Raw genomic sequence first — 19437 nt, 5'->3', positions numbered from 1 at the left:
TATGTGCAACGCCATGAGTGTCATGGGACCAGCGGCGGATCACTATCCGCACCCTCACCTCCTCGGTATCGAAGGTCTTACCCCGGGGGAAATCACCCTTATTCTTGATCGTGCCCAGCATTATGCGGAAAAGAACCGCACCGCAGACAAGACCAGTAACATTCTTGCCGGGGCCACGGTCGTCAATCTGTTCTATGAAAATTCGACCAGAACGCTGACATCGTTTGAACTTGCCGCCAAGCGGTTGGGGGCGATGGTCATCAACATGACGGTCGGCACCAGTTCGGTCAAAAAGGGTGAAACCCTGATTGATACGGCAATGACGCTGAATGCCATGAACCCCGATGCACTTGTGGTCCGTCACGGTGACAGCGGTGCGGTCAAGCTTCTGAGCGAAAAGGTCAATTGTGCGGTTCTCAATGCCGGGGATGGCCGCCACGAGCACCCGACACAGGCGTTGCTTGATGCGCTGACCATCCGCCGCCACAAGGGCCGCCTGCATCGGCTTAATGTCGCGATCTGCGGCGATATCGCGCATTCGCGCGTCGCCCGGTCCAATATCCTGCTGCTTAATACCATGGGATCGCGCGTGCGCCTTGTCGCGCCGCCGACCCTGATCCCGTCAAAGATCGACCGGATGGGGGTCGAGATTTTCCATGACATGGAAGAAGGTCTTAAGGATTGCGACATCGTCATGATGCTGCGCCTTCAGCTTGAACGCATGGAAGGAAGCTTTATCCCGTCGGTCCGCGAATATTTCCATTTCCATGGCCTTGATCGCGCCAAGCTTGCCAATGCCAAGCCCGACGCGCTGATCATGCATCCCGGCCCGATGAATCGCGGGGTCGAAATCGACAGCGAAGTCGCCGACGACGTCGAACGATCCGTCATCCGCGAACAGGTTGAAATGGGGGTTGCGGTGCGCATGGCCGCCCTTGAATTGCTGGTCCAGAACCACAGACAGGCAGGAGGCCAGGCATGACCCCAGCCATTCGCGTAAAGGGTACGGGCCGTAAGGCCATCATCAATGCCCGTTTGCTTGACCCGGAGGCACAGACCGACAGTACGGGCGGCATCCTGATTGAAAACAGCAAGATCATCGATTGCGGTGCGCAGGTCACCCGCGAAAACCTGCCCAAGGATTGCGAGATTGTTGATGCTGCGGGTGCGTGTCTTGCGCCCGGGCTTGTCGATATGCGCGCGCAATTGCGCGATCCGGGGTTCGAACATCAGGAAACCATCGAAACCGCCGGTCGTTCGGCGGCAGCTGGCGGGATCACCACAATCATCGCCCTGCCCAATACCGATCCGGTAATTGACGATGTGGCCGGTGTCGAATTTATCGCACGCCGGGCACGCAAGGTTGGCTTGGCCAAAGTTTTTGCCTATGGCGCGGTATCAAAGGGCATTGAGGGTGGCGAAATCACCGAGATGGGCCTTTTGCATCAGGCCGGCGCGGTAGCGTTTTGCGATGGCGTGAAAACCATCGCCAGTGCCCGGTTGCTGCGACAGGCGCTATCTTATTCGACTTTCTTTGACGGCATGATTGTCCAGCATCCCGAGGAACCGGAACTTTCCAGGGGGGCGTCGATGAATAGTGGCGAACTTGCCACGCGCCTTGGTCTTAGCGGTGTATCACCCCTTGCGGAAGTCATGCAGATAGAGCGCGATTTGCGGCTGGTTGAAATGACGGGCGGACGTTTGCATTTTGCCCATATCTCGACAGGAGAGTCCGTCGAGGTGATCCGCAAGGCCAAGAAACGCGGCCTTAAGGTCACGTGCGATACCGCCCCGTTCTATTTTGCGCTTAACGAAAATGCGGTTTCGGATTACCGGACCTTTGCCAAGCTGTCGCCCCCACTTCGGTCCGAAGACGACCGTCAGGCGATTGTGGCAGGCCTTGCCGATGGCACGATTGATGCCATCGCCTCCGATCATAATCCGCAGGATGTTGACTCCAAACGCCTGCCCTTTGCACAAGCAGCCGCCGGTGGTGTTGGTTTTGAAACACTTCTGCCGATCACGCTGGAGCTTTATCATAACGGGCACATGTCGATGCTTGATGTGATTACCAAGCTGACAACCGCCCCTTCAGGACTGGTACGCATCAAGGGTGCCGGTACGCTTGAAATCGGGACGGCAGCCGATCTGGTGCTGTTTGATCCGGATCGCCCGTGGAAGATCGATCCTTATCAGTTCGAGTCAAAATCGAAAAACTCGCCATTTGACGGCCGTCTTACCCAAGGCCGTGTCCTGCGCACCATCATTGATGGTCGCGAGGTTTTTGCCGATCCCTCTGTCGCGGAAGGCGCGTGAATATGGAACTTGATGCCACTTACAAGGCAACCCTGATGTCGCTGCAGATTGCGACCGTTTGCGGTTATCTGCTGGGCTCGATCCCGTTTGGTCTGGTTCTGACGCGGATGGCCGGACTTGGCGATATCCGCAAGATCGGATCGGGCAATATTGGTGCGACCAACGTACTGCGTACCGGCAACAAATTTCTGGCATTCCTGACACTTGTCGGCGATGTCGGCAAGGGTGCGGCAGCAGCCCTGCTATTTACCCATTTTGTCAATGCCGAGGCCGGTATTTTTGCTGGTGGTGCCGCGGTTGTCGGGCACATGTTCCCCGTATGGCTGCGTTTCAAGGGCGGCAAGGGTGTTGCCACCACCCTTGGGACCCTTGTTGCGGTCAACTGGATCATGGGGGTTGTCGCGGCAGCGACGTGGCTTGTCATGGCGCTGATTTTCCGCATTTCATCGCTTTCGGCCCTGATTGCGATGATTGCCGCCCCGATTGCGGCCTTCCTGATCGCCAATGATCCCGGTGCCGGATGGCTTGCAATCTTCCTTGCGGTGATTGTCTGGGCTGCACATCACAGCAATATCCGCCGCCTTCTTAAAGGCGAAGAGCCGAAAATCGGCCAGAAGAAAAAAGAAGCCACGACTGCCAGCGAAGAATAAATTCAGGTTACTGGACGAAAGAAAACCCGTTCTGAATTATCAGGACGGGTTTTCTTTGTTCATATCCTTATCCGATTATTTTGATATCGGATTCTACTTGGTTGTATTGGTATCGGGTTTCTCTTTCGATAGTGTTTCAGTCGGGTCCAAATCGGGAATGATGGATGCAATGCTGTTAATGTCGCCACCTGTGATCCCCACCTCTTTTAGCAATGAGTCAAGCAACGGGGCCTGCGCCCGATATCTTAGCGCGCTGTTCACCACGTTGTCGGCAAGACTTCCGCCACCCGAGTTTTTTCCATTGTCGCCCCCGGAAGACGTACCGTTCAAACCATCGATCTGAATGATTTTGATGCCTTCGATATTTTCCATCGGCTTGACACTTTCGCGAATGATCTGATCAAGGTTTTCGATAAGCTTGATCTTGATCTGCATCGCAATCTGTTCTGCGGACAGGACATTCTGTGCTTCGTTGATTGCTCTCGCGCCCTCTGCATCAACGCGATAGCGAATTTCAGCGGCCTCAGCTCGCAGTTTCTCGGCTGCGGCTTCACCCTCTGCCTCTTCGCGAAGCGCTTCTGCACGATCTGCTGCCGCGAGTTTTTCGGCCTCGGCGGCAACCTTAATGCCAATTGCCTGACGCTCGGCTTCCTTGGCAGCTTCGATCAGCTCAATTGCCTTGAGACGTTCGGCAATCTCGTTTTCACGCGCCGTTGTGACTTTCTCTTCGGCTTGAACAGCTTTGGCACGCGCAATATCTGCATTTGACTGCGCCTCCGACTGTTCTTTCGATTTCTCGGCAATGGCAATGGCACGAACCTGTTCGGCAAGTTCGATAGCCTTTTGCTTTTCGATTTCCCTTTCGCGGATCAAGCGCTCCATTTCGATCCGCTCTTCTGCGACGCCCTTATCAGCCGTAATTTTTGACTTTTCGACATTCTGAACAGACGTAATTTCGGCCTGTTTAGCAGCCTGTTCCTGCTCTGCTCGATGTCGTGCAATTTCGGCCATCTGCGTTGACTTGCGAACTTCAACTTCACGCTGTTGTTCAAGTTTGGCGTATTCTTCATCGCGCATCAACGCAAGGTGTATCTTTTCGCTTTCCAGATTCTTGGTTTTGATCTGGACTTGCGTTTCCTGCTCGATATCGTTCCGTATCTTTTTACGGCGCTCAATCTCTTCGGTCAGGCGCGTAAGACCTTCAGCATCAAAAGCATTGTTTGGATTGAAGAATTCCATTCCCGTCTGGTCAAGACCTGTAAGAGACACGGATTCCAGTTCCAAACCGTTCTTCAAAAGGTCTTCTGTAACCGCCTGCTGAACCTTCTGGACAAAATCCGTTCTTTTCTCGTGGAGTTCTTCCATCGTCATTTCAGCAGCAACAGAACGCAAGGCATCGACGAATTTGCCTTCAACAAGTTCTTTGAGCTGCGACGGCTGCATGGTGCGCTGTCCAAGCGTTTGGGCCGCAGCAGCAATGGATTCTTCGGTTGGTTGCGCCCGAACGTAAAATTCTGCCACGACATCGACGCGCATTCTGTCACGCGTGATCAATGCCTGATCATTATCGCGCCGCACCTCGAGCCGGAGGGTATTCATATTGACCGGAATAGTTTCATGAAGAATAGGGAAAACCAGTGCCCCGCCATTCATAATGACCTTCTGTCCGCCAAAACCCGTTCGAACAAAAGAGATTTCCTTAGACGCCCGAACATACAATCGCATCAAAATCATGCCAATTGCCAGCAGGGCAACAACAATAATTATTGCGGTCGTTCCAACACCTATCAGACCGTCAAACATACCTGTTCTTCCATACATCTAAAATACTCCACCAGTATTTTTTGAATAAAACACGTTCAATCCATCAAACCATTCGAATTAGCGCGAATAGCAAAGTAGATGGAATTATTTCGACGGACCAGAAGCACTGTTTCACCTTGCGAATACACATCAGATTCCATGTCCGGTTCGATAAGAATGTAATGTGTTTGACCGTGCTGATCTTTCACCTTGCCCTGCGCGGGATAGCGTGCTTTAGCCTCTCCGCCGGTGATCGTACAGAGCTTTCCAATCAGGCTGTTTTTTGAAACCGCAGTTGTCTCATCCTTCGGTACGACAACCGACAAAACATAATTTCCAACACGAAGGATCGGCATAGAAACCACGAAAGCCGGAATGATGGCAATCAAAGCAGGCAAAGGAGCCCCAAGAATCGTGTTGCTCAATCCCTGAATGAGCAAACCGGTCAAACCGAAAGCCACGAGAAAGACAATCAGTGAAAAGATTGCAGGAACCCGACCGATCCTGAGCCAAGTCATAAACTGGCCGCTGATCGATGACGTCGTCATGTCTGGCGCATCAACATCAAGGTCAATGTTCGGAAGCAAGCCATCAAGAAAGCCGAATAGTCCTGCCCCGATCAAAAGGCCGACACCTTCAATCGCAGCCAGTATGGCGACGATCACCAATGCTACTGAAAAAGGAAAGTTTGGAGTTTCATTCACATAGGATAGGAACATCACTAAGCCATCTATTTGTTCATGCGGGTTTTAATCGCAGCCAAGCGCTCACTGACCCGGTTTTGGCGAGCAAGCGCTTCGAGTTCCTGAAGCTGTGCCGCTGTCTTCGGAGCGGTCATAGCGCCAGAAGTCACACCGGTTTGGCGTTCCATGACCCGTTCAAATGCACGGGCTGCCTTGGAAACTCCGTGGCCTAAAGACGCCTCAGCCCCATTTTCAGAGGTATCAATCCGGGCTGCATCACGTACCTCGCGGAACCTAGCCAGCTCTTCTTTCATTTCGCGCTTTCTGGCCTGAAGAGCGGCAACATAGCCTTCCAATTCCCGTTCTTTCTCGGCAGCATCGGCAATACTTTGTTCGAGAACCGGAATTTGCGCCTCAATATCGAGCTGATGAGAAACTGCTGTTTCGGCAAGGTCTTCCCGACCTTCGGCAAGGGCAATTTCGATTTTGTTAGACAGGTCTTCATGTTCGGAATTCTTGTCCGACAACGTCTTGCTTGACAAATGTTTAGCCGCAAGAACCCTGCCCAGCTCATTACGAACTTCATCAATCGCATCGTCGATTTCGCGAATGGACTGCTCCATGATCGCATCAGGTGCAGCATCTTCGACAGCATCAAGAATGGCATTCAGACCACCACTGATGATGCGCCCTACTCGGCTTGACAATCCTTCAGACACTGGCGTTCTCCTTTTGGTTTCGCGCTTCGATCAGGCGCGACAGTTCAATGATACGTCGGGTTGCATTAGCCATGAGATTCGGGTTGAAGCACGGAGCATCTTCAGTAATGGCCAGCCGCAGAACGTATTCCATCAACTTGACCGCCCTCTGCATCATCCTGGCCTCATATTTCACAAGATCATTTTCACTTTCAGGCCCAGCAATGAACTCTGCCTGGGTTTCTCCGAGCCAGTCCGCAAAGAAATGCAGTAACTCGGATTCAATATCACCCTCGCGTTCAAGATCGCGGAGATATTCCACTGAAGGCCGAATATCTTCCTGAACTGATTTCAGAACTTCATTGAAATTCTGACCCGTTTCCTTCCGCAATCGCGCTTCAGAAATGATTTGCCGGATTTTGTCACTTGGTGTGACAGCCCCGGGAATACTGAGGGAGGCGATAAACTCGGCATCCTCAGCAGCCAAACGGACACTGAACGGTACTGACTTATTAGACAATATCGTCCTCCCTATCTTTTGGATCACCCATCTCGAACAACCCACCTAAAATGCAATTTCACTCTAGGTTATACATCTAAAACGCCAAGTCAATACATTTGAATTCATTTGTAAACAAATCACTACAAACGTCATGTATCACGACTTTAAGGCGAGAGAATGTTGACAATAATATGCGAAGCTGCTGGCTGGCGGTGTGATTGCCATCACACCACAACTGATCCTCTTGACGAAACAACGCCCGGATGATCACAATCCGGGCGTTATGGTTTCAGACATGCAACAACCGATACGATTACCGCAATCTGAACGCCTCGCACGTATGCGACTGGCGCGCAGTACCAATGTTGGCCCGGTCACATTCCGCAAGCTGGTCGAGCGGTTCGGATCGGCACGCAATGCCATTGATGTCCTGCCCGATATCATCGCGCGCACAGGTGGCAAACGACAGATTGTTCTGGCAACGCGCGAAGACACGATTGCCGAAATTGAACAAGCGCGCGCCTTCGATGCCAAGCCGGTGATTGTCGGTGATCCGGAATATCCGATTATGCTGGCCGCGATCGAGGATGCCCCACCCTATTTTTATGCGCTGGGTCGTGTTGAACTTTTGACCAGGCCAACCATCGGGATCGTCGGTGCTCGCAATGCATCGGCCAATGGGTGCGGTTTTGCACGGCGGTTATCCGCCGCCCTGTGCGACGCGGGATATGTTGTCGCATCGGGCATGGCACGCGGGATTGATGGCGCGGTTCATGATGCCTGCCTGCAAGTCGCAAATACGGATGGCGGCACCGTCGCGGTTCTGGGCGGGGGTGTGGATGTGATCTATCCGCGTGAACATGCCGATCTGTATCGCAAGCTTTGCGAAAATGGCTGCGTGATTTCGGAAATGCCACCGGGACTTAATCCGCAGGCACGGCATTTTCCAAGGCGCAACCGGATCATTTCCGGCCTGTCGCATGGCGTTGTCGTGGTCGAGGCCGGACGCAATTCCGGATCGCTGATTACCGCCCGATTTGCAGGAGAACAGGGACGTGATGTTTTTGCCGTTCCAGGCAGTCCGACCGATCCGCGTGCGGCAGGCCCCAACAGCCTGATCCGTGACGGGGCGATCCTGTGCGACTCCGTTGATGTGATTTTGGATGCCTTGCGTGTTTCCGAACAAAACAACCATCTGCGTGAAGGAATTCATCATTTTGCCATCGACGGCCGTGCGACAACCACAACCAGTTCATCAGATGATTTCAGCGACATCACCAAATCCATCGAACGCGATGCCCAAAGCGTGATCATCGTCGACACCCCGGAAAGCATTGATAACCAAGAAGAAACAGGGGTCCCTGCCCCGACCCGAAACGGAGACCGTGAAACGGACCATATACTTGAATTATTGTCGTCCAGTCCGCTTCTGATTGACCAGCTTATCCGGGCTTCTGGCATGCCTGCCGATGTGATTTCGACCATGCTGATTGAGCTTGAGCTTGCAGGAAGGGTTGAACGTCACCCCGGAAATAGGGTATCGCGTATCGCCGAATGAGTGTCGCAGACATCTGTGCTGCGACAATATTGTTGTGATTTGCCGCAATTTGCGCAATCTGATCTGAAATACGATCACACTATATATATGTGTCGGACATTCGGATCATTCGCAGCACGACATACATTTTCGCCCCAGGGCGCAAGAACCGGACACGAAAAACGTAATGAATCTTGTCATCGTCGAATCCCCGGCCAAAGCCAAGACGATCAATAAATATCTAGGTGACGATTACAAGGTGCTGGCCTCGTTTGGTCACATCCGCGATCTTCCGTCAAAAGATGGATCAGTTGATCCCGACAACGAATTTGCGATGGTCTGGGAAACCGATGGCCGTTCCGAAAAACAGATCCGCGAGATCGCATCGGCTGCACGCGATGCCGATACCATCTATCTCGCGACTGACCCGGATCGCGAAGGGGAAGCGATTTCATGGCATATTCTGGAAGTTCTGGAACAGAAAAAGCTTTTGCGCGGTCGCGATATTCATCGCGTTGTGTTCCACGAGATCACGAAAAAAGCGGTTACCGACGCGATTGCCAATCCGCGCGAGCTTAATCAGGAACTGGTCGATGCCTATCTGGCGCGCCGTGCCCTTGATTATCTGGTGGGCTTTAACCTGTCGCCGGTTCTGTGGCGCAAATTGCCCGGATCACGGTCGGCCGGTCGTGTTCAGTCGGTCGCCCTTCGCCTGATTTGCGAGCGCGAGATTGAGATCGAAGCATTCCGCCCCGACGAATACTGGTCACTCGAAGCCGGTTTCAAGGTGCCTGAGGGCAACTTCACCGCGCGTCTGACTCATCTGAACGGTGAGAAGCTTGATAAGCTGGCACTGGGCAATGAGGGTGCAGCGACGATTGCCAAGGAAAAGGTCGAAAGCCGCAGCTATACGGTTTCAAAGGTCGAGCGCAAAGACGTCAAACGTCGTCCGCAGCCGCCTTTCACCACCTCGACCCTGCAACAGGAAGCGTCACGCAAGCTGGGCTTTGGCGCGAAACGCACCATGCAGTTGGCACAGCGCCTTTATGAAGGGGTTGATATCGGTGGCGAGACAGTTGGCCTGATCACCTATATGCGTACCGATGCGGTCGTGCTGTCGGGCGAGGCACTGGCAGCAGCACGCCGCCTGATTTCCAAGGATTACGGTGAAAATTACCTGCCACCAAGTGCGCGCAGCTTTGCCAACAAGGCCAAGAACGCGCAGGAAGCCCACGAAGCCATACGCCCGACGGACCTGTTCCGTCGCCCTGATCAGGTTGCGCGTCACCTGGATAAGGATCAGCTTGCGCTTTATACCCTGATCTGGAAACGCACCGTCGCCTGCCAGATGGAAGATGCCAAATTCGATCAGGTCGCGGTTGATCTGTCATCGAATGACAATCACGTGGTTCTGCGCGCCAATGGTTCGGTCGTGAAATTCGACGGTTTCCTGAAACTGTATCAGGAAGGCAAGGATGACGAGGCAGAAGACGAAAATGATCGTCGTCTGCCACCTTTGAACGAAGGCCAGAAGCCCGATCTTGGCAAAGTCAGTATCGACCAGCATTTCACACAGCCCCCGCCCCGTTATACCGAGGCGAGCCTGGTCAAGAAAATGGAAGAACTGGGAATTGGCCGTCCGTCGACCTACGCATCGATCATTTCGGTGTTGCAGGATCGCGATTATGTGACGCTGGACAAGCGCCGCTTTATCGCACAGGACCGCGGTCGTCTGGTCACGGCGTTCCTGTCGAAATTCTTCGAACGTTACGTGCAGTACAACTTTACGGCCGATCTGGAAAACCAGCTTGATGACGTTTCAAACGGAAGCCTTGCCTGGCGTGATGTGCTGAACCAGTTCTGGTCGGCCTTCAAGGGCAATGTTGACGAAGCCAAGGAACTGAAAATCACCGATGTGCTTGATGCGCTTCAGGTGATGCTGGAAAACTATCTGTTCCCGACGCGCGAAGATGGTACGGACCCGCATAAATGCCCGAAATGTTCCGAAGGGACGCTGAGCCTCAAGCTTGGTAAATTCGGCGCATTCCTTGGCTGTTCGAATTATCCGGAATGCAACTTTACCCGTCCGCTGGTTGCCAATGAAAATGGCGGTGATTCCGAACTTGATTCCGGGCCCAAGGTGCTTGGCATCGACAAAGAAACCGGCAAGGAAATCACGCTGCGCAAAGGGCCGTATGGCGTTTATGTGCAACTGGGTGAAGAAGAAGAAGTTGAAGGCAAGAACGGCAAACCCAAAAAGGTCAAGCCGAAGCGGACGTCGCTTCCGAAAGGTCTGGAGCCATCGGTTGTCGATCTGACCAAGGCGGAAGAATTGCTGACATTGCCGCGTCTGGTGGGCGTATTCCCCGATACGGGCGAGGAAATTAAAGCCAATGTCGGCCGTTTTGGCCCCTATGTTCAGGCGGGCAGCATTTTTGCATCGCTTAAGGCCGAGGATGACGTTCTGACGGTTGGAGAAAACCGTGCCATTGCCCTGATTGCGGATAAGCGCGAAAAAGCAGGCAAGGAAATCGGCAAACATCCCGATGACGGCGAACCAATATTCCTAGCCGATGGCCGCTGGGGTCCGTTTGTCAAACACAAGAAAACCAATGCCAATCTGCCGCGTGACACCAACAAGGAAGATGTCACGCTGGAAATGGCCATTGCGGCACTGAAGGAAAAGGAAGCCAAATCGGGAAAACCGGCCAAGGCAACCAAAACCGCAGCAAAGAAAACAACGACGAAAAAAGCGGCAGCCAAGAAGCCAGCCGCCAAAAAGACCGCTGCAAAGAAAACCGCAGCGAAAAAAACAATCAGGAAAGAGGCGGCGAACTAATCGCCGCCTTCCTTTTCTTGACGATATATTTGAAAGGACGCCGCGAAGTTGGCGAACGACACAGAAAATAAAACCCCGTTCCCCACACGGGAACAGATCATGGAATTCATCGATATGAGCCCCACCCCGGTGGGCAAGCGCGAAATTGCGCGCGCCTTCAACATCAAGGGTGCAGCGAAGATCGAGCTTAAAAAGATCCTGAGGGATCTGAAAATCGGTGGTGACGTGGTCAAGGGCCGCAGACGGTTTGACAAACCCGACCGCCTGCCGCCGGTTGAAGTACTGGAAATCATCGGCATTGATGATGATGGCGAGGTAATTGCCCGTCCCAATGTCTGGAAAGAAGATTACGAACCACCGGTCATTTACGTGAAAACGATCCGGCGTGGCGGACCAAGCGCACCGGGAATTGGCGATAAAATCCTTGCCAAACTGCGCTATACCGGCAAGCAGACCTATGAAGCCAGCATCATGCGGGTTCTGGGCAGCGGCCCGCAACGCGTTCTGGGCATTTTCCGCCCCAATGAACGCGAAGGCCGGGTTGTGCCGACAGACCGCAAGGATAGCGGCGAGATCGCCGTGCCGCTGGATGACCATCCCGATCTTGAAGGTGGTTCGCTGGTTCTGACCGAAATTCTCCCAGGCAAGCATTTTGGCCTGCGCAAAGGCCGGATTACAGAGGTTCTGGGCAATATCAACGAACCGAAATCGATCAGTCTGGTATCGATCCATGCGCGCGGTATTCCGTTTGAATTCCCGCCCGAGGTCGAATTGCAGGCGCGTGAGTCCAAGGCAACACCAATGGGCAAGCGCACCGATCTGCGCGATATTCCGCTGGTGACGATTGACGGTGCGGATGCGCGCGACTTTGACGATGCCGTCTGGGCCGAACCCGATCCTGATCCGGAAAACGAGGGCGGCTGGCACATCATGGTCGCGATTGCCGACGTGTCCTGGTATGTGCGTCCTCATGATGCGCTCGACCGTGAAGCGGTAAAGCGCGGCAACAGTTGTTATTTCCCGGACCGCGTGGTGCCGATGTTGCCGTTTGAATTGTCAAACGGCTGGTGTTCGCTGGTACCGCATGAAGATCGCGGCTGTATGGCCGTCGAGATGTGGTTGAACCGGCACGGCACCAAACTGCGACACAAATTCTGTCGCGGAATGATGCGATCAGCAGCACGCCTGACTTATGATCAGGTTCAGCGCGCAATGGATGGTTATCCCGACGACACAACGGGGCCATTGCTTGAAACCATTATCAAGCCGCTTTACGGCGCGTATGAAGCGTTTCTAGAGGCGCGCAAAGGACGTGGTGTTCTGGAACTTGATCTTCCGGAACGCAAGATCGAGCTGAATGACAAGGGCAAGATCATTGCCATTGCCCCACGGGCACGCTTTGACAGCCACAAGCTGATCGAGGAATTCATGGTCGCGGCCAATGTCTGTGCGGCCGAGGAACTTGAACGGATCAAGCAACCCTGCATGTATCGTATTCACGATGCGCCAAGCGAGGAAAAGCTTGAGGCCCTTCATGAATTCCTTGAAGGGGCTGGATACAAGCTGAACAAGGGGGCGGTCCTGCGCCCGCGCGATTTCAACCGCATCCTTGAACAGGCCAAAGACACCCCGGAAGCCGAGCTGATCAACACGGTCGTACTGCGTAGTCAGTCACAGGCCATGTATAGCCCGGACAATATCGGGCACTTTGGTCTGGCCCTTAAGAAATATGCCCATTTCACATCCCCGATCCGACGTTATGCCGATCTTCTGGTGCATCGCGCACTGATTGCGGGCCTGAAACTCGGCGAAGGCGGATTACCGCCCGAAGATGGCGAACGGTTCGAGCAGATCGGCGAAGACATTTCCGGCACCGAACGACGGGCGGCCATGGCCGAACGTGATGCGGTTGACCGGTATGTCGCGGCCTATATGGCCGACAAGGTCGGCGCGGAATTCCCCGGACGTGTTTCGGGGGTCACGCATTTTGGCCTGTTCGTATCGCTTCAGGAAACCGGTGCCGATGGTCTCGTCCCGATTTCCACCCTGCCCGATGATTATTATGTGCATGATGCCATCGGACATGCATTGGTCGGGCAAAATCGCGGCAAGACATTCCGTCTGGGAGATGATGTTGTTGTCCGCATTGCCGAGGCGGATGCAGCAACCGGATCGCTTGCGCTGCGTCTGGCGGGACATGCCGATATCACCGACCGTGACCTGATCGAACGGCCGCGTGGACGCGGCAAGCGCCGTGGCAGCCCCGGTGATCGCAGCCACCGTCACGGCACCAAACCGGGTTTCCGCGCCAATCCAAAGGATAAAAGCGGTGCATCTGGTGGTGGCCCCCGTGGGGGAAACCCGGGCAGCAAGCCTGGTGCCAAGGCTGCAGGCAAGAAGAAAACCACACCCAAAAAACAGCGCAAGCTGGTGGCATCAAGCCGGGTCGCACGCAACACGACCAAACGCGATAGTTAAAGAAAAAGGGCGGCCGCGATGGTCGCCCTTTTTCGTTGATATCGGATGTTGCAATCAGTCAAGCGTTTCAATGAACTTTGCCAGATGCTCGGCTGTCTGCTTGCCCCGGTTTGAAATGATCACGACATTTGATGGCAGACCTTCCAGATCGGGGTGGGATGCCTCGAAGCTGGTCAGAAGGCCAAGCGCCTTGTCCTTCATGGTTTTCATTGCGGCAAGGGCGCGGATCAGTTCGATCCCGCTTAGACCATCAAGGACCGCCGCAGTGATGATTGCATCCGGGCGCGATTGCACGACGGTCTCGAATGCTTCGACTGCGTTACGTGCGGTGATGGTCCGGAACCCCTTTTCGCGCAATTCGCGTTGCAGAAAGTGCGCCTGAACCGTGGTTGCAGTGACAATCAGAACTTCCTTGTCATGCGCTGTTGGCGTGTTCGAGACGCTATCCTCATCCCCCTTTTTTGCACTTCGGGTCGGCAATGAGCGCAGAATGCGGGTTTCTTCCTCCGCCGGGGGATTGGTCCCGCTTTCGATGATTTCGCGGATCCATGTCGTGAAATCGACAAGCGATGCGGCTTCGAGATCATCAATTTCAGTCAGTTCGGCGATGTAATCTTCCATGCGGTGCGCAATCGCGCCGACAAGCGGGAAACCGAACGATCCGGCCAGGCCTTTGACTGTGTGGGCTTCGCGCCGCAGTTCGGCGATGCCAACATCAGCCTTGTCCATACCGCCGGCAACACGATCAATGGTGGTTTCAATGCGGTCTGCGCGTTCCAGAGTGTCTTCAATGAAATCCTGTTTCAGTCGGGCGACGATATCGTCTGCATTCCCCATCTGGGCGCTCCTGTACCGGGTTGAAGACATCAGTATCAAAGAGTCGGCATTATAACGGCGTTTCGCAGGGTTTTCAGCCATGCCAGAAAAGCACTTGCCCGATCACTTCAACTTCATGATGATAGATATCCGTTTCAATGCCCCTTTTTTTCGGCCCGATCAAGGGGCTGGATCAAAAAACAGGAACGAATGCCACCATGCAGCCAGAATATAGCGAACAAAGCAGCGGGTCGCGCCTGCTAACCGGTCTTAGCCGTGGTTTCCGCCGGAAATGCCCCAATTGCGGGCATGGACTTGCGTTTGGCGGGTATCTGAAGCTGCGTCAGGAATGTGATTGCTGTGCGCATCCGATCGGCGAATATCGCTGTGATGATGCACCGCCCTATTTCACGATTTTCATTGTCGGCCATATCGTTGTTGGCGGGGCGCTTACGATGGAGCAATCCATGCAGCCATCCATGGCGCTGCAACTGTCGGTCTGGCTACCGATCACTGTTTTGCTTTGCCTCGGCTTCCTGCCCTTTATCAAGGGGGCGGTGCTTGGAACCCAGTGGGCGATGAAGATCAAGGGATAGTCATTGTCGACTGCACATCATTCGCAGTAGAATGACTTTCACATTGATCCATCTCCTTTCGGATTGAGCACATTTTGGCATCAGCCACGCAGGACTTCGATACTGTTTCTTTCCGTCCGGCTTTACGCCCGATAAGGCGTGTTGCCGGGACGGTTGGTATTTGCCTTTTGCTGGCCGGGTGTGTGACCCAGCGTGCGGATGTGATCATTTCAAGTGATGACGCGCAGACCCGCGATGTGATGTCACAAACCATTGAACTGGTCGCGACCCGATATATTGATCCAATTGGCCGTGAACAGATCGTTGTCAATGCGCTTGACGGGCTTTCGACCATTGATCCGAACATTCGCATCGGCATGACACCTGACGAAATCATCCTTGGATATAACGGTAAAACCGTTCGCAATCTTGCCCTGCCTGCTGCCGATAGCGAAGAACAGGACACCCTTTTGTGGACGGAGCTGACGCTTAAGGGCGTTGGCATTTACCGGGTTTATTCACCAGACTTGCGCCATGCCGATCCGCTTTCGGTACAATCGGCCCTTGTCAGTGGATCAATCAAGAATCTTGATCGATACAGCCGTTACGAGGGTCCCAGCCAGGCCGAAACGGCGCGGACACGGCGCGATGGTTATATCGGGGTTGGCGTGCGACTGATCGGTGGCGATGGATATCCGGTCATCAAGAAAGTGCACGAAGACAGCCCGGCGGCCAAGGCAGGCCTTAATATCGGCGATCAACTGATTTCGGTGAACGGGATCAACCTTTATAACCGGACCGCGACCTACGCCAGCGACCTTTTGCATGGCGAGGAAGGCACACGTGTTTCAATCGAGATCAATGGGGCCGATAGCCCGGTCGTCACACCGGTTGAAATCATGCGAGAACGCGTTATCGGCCGGACCGTTTTTGCCGAAATTCGCGACAATATTCTGATTGCGCGGATCGCCAGTTTTAACAGCGCGACGGCACAGGCGCTTGGCGATGAAATCCTGAAGGCCGATCTTTATCCCGGTGGTTTGCGCGGGGTGATCCTTGACCTTCGCGGTAATCGTGGCGGGCTTTTGCAGCAGGGTGTGGAGGTTGCCGATCTGTTTATTGCCGGTGGCCCGATTGCCAATACCCGATCACGCGTGATGGCCGCGCGCCATATCTTCAAAGCCGATGCCGAGGACCTGACCCGCGGTGCCCCGCTTGTGGTTCTGATTGATGGAAGAACGGCATCATCGGCCGAACTGGTCGCCGCGGCCCTTCAGGACCGCAATCGCGCCGTCCTGATCGGGTCGACCAGTTTTGGCAAGGGATCGGTTCAGGCGATCAATGATCTTTCGAACAAGGGTACCCTGACCTTTACATGGTCACAGATGACGGCTCCATCCGGTTACACATTTGATCGTATCGGACTTTTCCCGTCGATCTGCACAACCGCCGACGGAGTTGGTCCGGATGAACAGATCAAATCTGCATTGGCCCATCGCGATGACATGGTCGCCGTGATGACAAAATGGCGCAAGCTTGATTATCAGAACGAACAGGCACGACAGGACCTTAGAAAGGTGTGCCCGGCCCGTCAGGGCATTGATGAAAACGACATTGATATCGCGCTTGAATTGATCAAAAACCTCCCGGGTTACAAGGATTTGGCTCAGTTGCCGATCAATGAGATTGCCGATACCTTTGCCTCGCAATAAAAATGGCATTATTTTTGCCAAAATGGCTTGACACCCGGCGCATAACCTTTATGTTCCGCGGCCTGAGATACACCTGAACACAGGAAGCTGAGATATGGCGAAGCCCGCTTCGATCCTCGTAAAGTTGGTAAGCACCGCTGACACCGGTTACTTCTACGTCGTTAAGAAGAACCCGCGGAATACCACCGAGAAATTCTCGTTTCGCAAGTACGACCCGGTCGTGCGCAAGCACGTCGAGTTCAAAGAAGCGAAAATGAAGTAATCTTTCAGCCTCGGCTGATTAGGTTACCGGAATTTTAAAAAGACGTGACCTTCGGGTCGCGTCTTTTTTTATTGTCTGGTGGACCTGGTGAAACGCCCCAACTCCCGTCAGGCTGAAAATCTTTTCCACCCTGCCCCCGCCAGCATCAGCCAGCCGGTAATGAAAGACAGCCCGCCAATTGGGGCCACCATGCCAAAGGCGCTTATCCCGGCAAAGGCAATGACATAAAGCGCTCCGCAGAAGAATAAAATACCCGCCAGCATTGCATATGCCGCCCAGCGCAAAAGCCGTTCATCGGGCACCTGATGGGCAAGGGCTGCGATGGCAGCAACCCCCACAGCATGAACCAGCTGATAATGTGCGGCAGTTTCGACAAGATCACGGGCGTGGCTCATTTCTTCGCCTGCCATGCCGTGGGTTGCGAACGCACCAAGTGCGACGGCAATTGCCCCATTGAGCCCCACCAAAACAACAGATAACCGCATGAAGATGTTTCCTGATTTTATAAAGCCTTAAACTGGCGATACTTTATAGACCGGTAGCTGGGCGCGCCATGATCAAACGCAAAAAAAATGGCCGTACAAAAAATTGTACGGCCAGTAAACTCTCTTGGGGGAGATGTTCCGGACCATTTAAATGCCCGTCACCCTGTTTTTCTATCCTGTACGGTCAAAGGTTTCTGTGACACCCGTCACAATTGACGAAACAATTTCGACTTTCTGTCGACATTTCATCATTTCGCAACCGACCTAATTAAATCAATGGATCGACTCACTCAGGAATTCTTCCAGACGTCGTACATCGGGAACGTAAAGACCGGTATCGTTTTTGGTCACCAGTCCCTTGCGCGCCAGACTGCCCATAACGCGCGCAACAGTTTCGCGCGATGTGCTGACACGCCCGGCAATGTCGGAATGAACCGGCACCGGGTTTAACGTTGCCGATCCGTCCCCTGCAATCGCGATCTGTGCGCAGCGCAGAATTTCCGCCACGACACGTTCGTTCGCGCCAAGGGTACTCACATCAACAATCCGCCGGGTCGACGTCCGCACGATACGCGCGAGTTCATGAATGACATTCCAGGCGACAGATGGGTGGTTCTTGACGACTTTTTCGAAATTGGCCGGACTGACAATGGCAACATCGGTATTGGTAACGGCCAGCACACAAGCCGAACGGGGTTCTCCATCGATGGCCGAAAGATGGCCGACACAGCCGCCGGCCCCGATTTCCTCCAGCGTGATTTCACGCCCCGATAGCGAATAATTCACGATTCTGACCTTACCCGACAGGATCAGATAGACATCCGAACTGTCCGATTCCGGTTCAATGATCTGCGCACCGGCCGAAAATGTTTTTCGGTTGATGTGCCGTTCGACATCCGCAAGTGCGGCTTGATCAAGCCCCGCAAGAATACCGACCACCGATAATTCTACCATCTACCCCAGCTTTTCCATGCTCTCGTTTTCATCGTTTTACCGGTTCATCGCGAATGTGACCGATACCGACTATCCCCTTAGGATCATATGCAAAGCAGTCGGCACTGACAATCACCGGCAATCAATTTCGGGGCTATTTTCAATACAATTGTATGACCATACTCTATCCAAACGAATGCTGCGGATGTGAATTGTCGATTTTCATGTTAGATTATATGGATCCCTACACAATTCGCATGCAGGAGGCCTGCCATGAGTCCCGAATTGGAAATTTTTCGCCGTAACCCAAGCAGCAAGCCCAAATCTAAAACCCCGATTGTTTTCGTCCATGGTGCGTTTACCGGTGCCTGGTGCTGGAACGAGCATTTCCTGACCTGGTTTGCCGATCAGGGGTTTGAAACCATCTCGTTTTCACTTCGCGGCCATGGTGGCAGCGGCGGACGCGACCTTCGCAGTCTGGCGTCAATTGATGATTATGTCGAAGACCTTGAAACCGTTGTCGATACGCTGGGACAGAAGCCGATCCTGATCGGGCATTCGATGGGTGGCTACATCATACAGAAATATCTTGAAAAACATAAGGTCACCGCTGCGGTACTGATGGCATCCGTCCCGCCGGAAGGCCTTCTTGCCAGCAACACCATGATGGCGATGGCAAAGCCCGATCTTTATCTTCAGATGTTCTGGCTTCAGGCAATAGGACCGCACACCCTGCTGCGAGACAGACTTGGGCGTGCCATGCTGTCGCCCGACATCGCCGAGGACGAAGGCATGATTTATTTCGGTCGCCTTGAAACGGAAAGCCACCGCGCCCTGATGGATATGATGGGCGCCAATCCTGTGTTTCTATCGCAAACAGATCTGCCGCCGATACTGGCCATCGGGGCACGCAATGATGAGATCATTCAAAGCGAGCTGGTCAATCATACCGCGAAGCGTTTGGGTGCGGATTGCATTCTGCTTGATGATATCGCACACGCGATGATGCTTGACGCAAAATGGGAAAAAGCAGCATCCCAAATTGCCAAATGGCTTGAAAAAAACGTAATCGAAAAACAGGACAGTACCTCAAAGAAGACCGCAGCCTGATTGATTACAAAAAACGAATTCAGTTTTAAAGGCAGGAT

17 protein-coding genes are annotated in these 19437 nt (G+C 53.6%); 10 read left to right on the top strand and 7 right to left on the bottom strand.

The annotated features are described in order from the left end of the window. Window positions 1–22: 22 nt before the first annotated feature. From IT971_RS09050 to plsY, 3 genes are read left to right on the top strand one after another with little or no spacing between them, the layout of a single operon-like run. Entirely contained in the window at window positions 23–982 is a 960-nt protein-coding gene (locus tag IT971_RS09050; protein ID WP_110252313.1) for an aspartate carbamoyltransferase catalytic subunit, read from the top strand. Next, window positions 979–2316, top strand: a complete 1338-nt coding sequence (locus IT971_RS09045; RefSeq protein ID WP_110252312.1) for a dihydroorotase family protein — start codon at window positions 979–981, stop codon at window positions 2314–2316. Before IT971_RS09050 ends, IT971_RS09045 begins: the two co-directional genes overlap by 4 nt. A 2-nt stretch (window positions 2317–2318) precedes the next feature. Continuing rightward, entirely contained in the window at window positions 2319–2966 is a 648-nt protein-coding gene (gene plsY, locus IT971_RS09040; protein ID WP_175494885.1) for a glycerol-3-phosphate 1-O-acyltransferase PlsY, read from the top strand. Between the two features lie 93 nt (window positions 2967–3059). Here plsY and IT971_RS09035 read toward each other — a convergent pair whose 3' ends face one another. Genes IT971_RS09035 through IT971_RS09020 form a run of 4 tightly spaced genes read right to left on the bottom strand, consistent with a single transcriptional unit; the run spans window position 3060 to window position 6670 of the window. After that, window positions 3060–4769 (bottom strand): flotillin family protein, encoded by a 1710-nt coding sequence (locus IT971_RS09035; RefSeq protein ID WP_063092952.1) that lies wholly within the window; start codon window positions 4767–4769, stop codon window positions 3060–3062. Between the two features lie 56 nt (window positions 4770–4825). After that, window positions 4826–5488: a YqiJ family protein gene (locus IT971_RS09030; RefSeq protein ID WP_063092951.1), complete on the bottom strand. Its 663-nt coding sequence runs from the start codon at window positions 5486–5488 to the stop codon at window positions 4826–4828. 11 nt (window positions 5489–5499) lie between these two features. Then, the gene (locus IT971_RS09025; RefSeq protein ID WP_063092950.1) at window positions 5500–6171 is read right to left on the bottom strand and encodes a PspA/IM30 family protein; all 672 of its coding nucleotides are present in this window, start codon (window positions 6169–6171) and stop codon (window positions 5500–5502) included. After that, window positions 6164–6670, bottom strand: a complete 507-nt coding sequence (locus IT971_RS09020) for a hypothetical protein (protein ID WP_063092949.1) — start codon at window positions 6668–6670, stop codon at window positions 6164–6166. The genes IT971_RS09025 and IT971_RS09020 overlap by 8 nt, the downstream gene beginning before the upstream one ends. A gap of 277 nt (window positions 6671–6947) precedes the next feature. On the opposite strand from IT971_RS09020, the gene dprA reads away from it, so the two are divergent. The 3 genes from dprA (at window position 6948) to rnr (ending at window position 13506) form a co-directional block, all read left to right on the top strand. Next, window positions 6948–8210 (top strand): DNA-processing protein DprA, encoded by a 1263-nt coding sequence (dprA, locus tag IT971_RS09015; protein WP_223305085.1) that lies wholly within the window; start codon window positions 6948–6950, stop codon window positions 8208–8210. A gap of 166 nt (window positions 8211–8376) precedes the next feature. Continuing rightward, on the top strand, window positions 8377–11028 hold the full coding sequence (gene topA / locus IT971_RS09010; protein WP_037987568.1) for a type I DNA topoisomerase: 2652 nt from the start codon (window positions 8377–8379) through the stop codon (window positions 11026–11028). A gap of 48 nt (window positions 11029–11076) precedes the next feature. Continuing rightward, a complete protein-coding gene (gene rnr, locus IT971_RS09005) occupies window positions 11077–13506 on the top strand; it encodes a ribonuclease R (RefSeq protein WP_074624809.1) in 2430 nt (809 codons plus the stop codon). 54 nt (window positions 13507–13560) lie between these two features. On the opposite strand, the gene IT971_RS09000 is transcribed toward rnr, so the two are convergent. Further along, window positions 13561–14343, bottom strand: coding sequence for an Hpt domain-containing protein (locus tag IT971_RS09000; protein WP_063092947.1), 783 nt, complete (start codon window positions 14341–14343; stop codon window positions 13561–13563). A 137-nt stretch (window positions 14344–14480) separates the two neighbouring features. On the opposite strand from IT971_RS09000, the gene IT971_RS08995 reads away from it, so the two are divergent. The 3 genes from IT971_RS08995 to rpmG all read left to right on the top strand — a co-directional run bounded on the left by IT971_RS08995 (window position 14481) and on the right by rpmG (window position 16871). Continuing rightward, complete coding sequence (locus IT971_RS08995; protein ID WP_007089916.1) at window positions 14481–14918, top strand: DUF983 domain-containing protein; 438 nt, start codon at window positions 14481–14483, stop codon at window positions 14916–14918. A gap of 74 nt (window positions 14919–14992) precedes the next feature. Beyond that, entirely contained in the window at window positions 14993–16609 is a 1617-nt protein-coding gene (locus IT971_RS08990) for a S41 family peptidase (protein ID WP_223305083.1), read from the top strand. Between the two features lie 94 nt (window positions 16610–16703). After that, entirely contained in the window at window positions 16704–16871 is a 168-nt protein-coding gene (rpmG, locus tag IT971_RS08985) for a 50S ribosomal protein L33 (RefSeq protein ID WP_007089918.1), read from the top strand. A 107-nt stretch (window positions 16872–16978) separates the two neighbouring features. On the opposite strand, the gene IT971_RS08980 is transcribed toward rpmG, so the two are convergent. Both IT971_RS08980 and IT971_RS08975 read right to left on the bottom strand, forming a co-directional pair. Beyond that, window positions 16979–17356, bottom strand: a complete 378-nt coding sequence (locus tag IT971_RS08980; protein WP_063092946.1) for a DUF423 domain-containing protein — start codon at window positions 17354–17356, stop codon at window positions 16979–16981. 273 nt (window positions 17357–17629) lie between these two features. Further along, the gene (locus IT971_RS08975; RefSeq protein ID WP_007089920.1) at window positions 17630–18310 is read right to left on the bottom strand and encodes a Crp/Fnr family transcriptional regulator; all 681 of its coding nucleotides are present in this window, start codon (window positions 18308–18310) and stop codon (window positions 17630–17632) included. A gap of 252 nt (window positions 18311–18562) precedes the next feature. Between IT971_RS08975 and IT971_RS08970 the strand changes: the two genes are divergently transcribed. Then, a complete protein-coding gene (locus IT971_RS08970; RefSeq protein WP_063092945.1) occupies window positions 18563–19399 on the top strand; it encodes an alpha/beta hydrolase in 837 nt (278 codons plus the stop codon). Window positions 19400–19437 lie beyond the last annotated feature (38 nt).

The sequence above is a fragment of the Thalassospira sp. B30-1 genome, from assembly GCF_015767575.1.
GTDB lineage: Bacteria > Pseudomonadota > Alphaproteobacteria > Rhodospirillales > Thalassospiraceae > Thalassospira > Thalassospira xiamenensis.
The sequence above is the reverse complement of the archived record's forward strand: the minus strand, read 5'-3'. Positions and strand labels throughout refer to the sequence as shown.

Excerpts from the sequence above, each read along its gene's own strand:
- dprA (WP_223305085.1), top strand. The coding sequence starts at position 6,948 with ATGCAACAACCGATACGATTACCGCAATCTGAACGCCTCGCACGTATG.
- IT971_RS09000 (WP_063092947.1), bottom strand. The coding sequence starts at position 14,343 with ATGGGGAATGCAGACGATATCGTCGCCCGACTGAAACAGGATTTCATT.
- IT971_RS09050 (WP_110252313.1), top strand. The coding sequence starts at position 23 with ATGGGACCAGCGGCGGATCACTATCCGCACCCTCACCTCCTCGGTATC.
- IT971_RS09045 (WP_110252312.1), top strand. The coding sequence starts at position 979 with ATGACCCCAGCCATTCGCGTAAAGGGTACGGGCCGTAAGGCCATCATC.
- topA (WP_037987568.1), top strand. The coding sequence starts at position 8,377 with ATGAATCTTGTCATCGTCGAATCCCCGGCCAAAGCCAAGACGATCAAT.
- rpmG (WP_007089918.1), top strand. The coding sequence starts at position 16,704 with ATGGCGAAGCCCGCTTCGATCCTCGTAAAGTTGGTAAGCACCGCTGAC.
- plsY (WP_175494885.1), top strand. The coding sequence starts at position 2,319 with ATGGAACTTGATGCCACTTACAAGGCAACCCTGATGTCGCTGCAGATT.
- IT971_RS08970 (WP_063092945.1), top strand. The coding sequence starts at position 18,563 with ATGAGTCCCGAATTGGAAATTTTTCGCCGTAACCCAAGCAGCAAGCCC.
- IT971_RS09030 (WP_063092951.1), bottom strand. The coding sequence starts at position 5,488 with ATGTTCCTATCCTATGTGAATGAAACTCCAAACTTTCCTTTTTCAGTA.
- IT971_RS09035 (WP_063092952.1), bottom strand. The coding sequence starts at position 4,769 with ATGTTTGACGGTCTGATAGGTGTTGGAACGACCGCAATAATTATTGTT.
- IT971_RS08975 (WP_007089920.1), bottom strand. The coding sequence starts at position 18,310 with ATGGTAGAATTATCGGTGGTCGGTATTCTTGCGGGGCTTGATCAAGCC.
- IT971_RS08995 (WP_007089916.1), top strand. The coding sequence starts at position 14,481 with ATGCCCCTTTTTTTCGGCCCGATCAAGGGGCTGGATCAAAAAACAGGA.
- IT971_RS08980 (WP_063092946.1), bottom strand. The coding sequence starts at position 17,356 with ATGCGGTTATCTGTTGTTTTGGTGGGGCTCAATGGGGCAATTGCCGTC.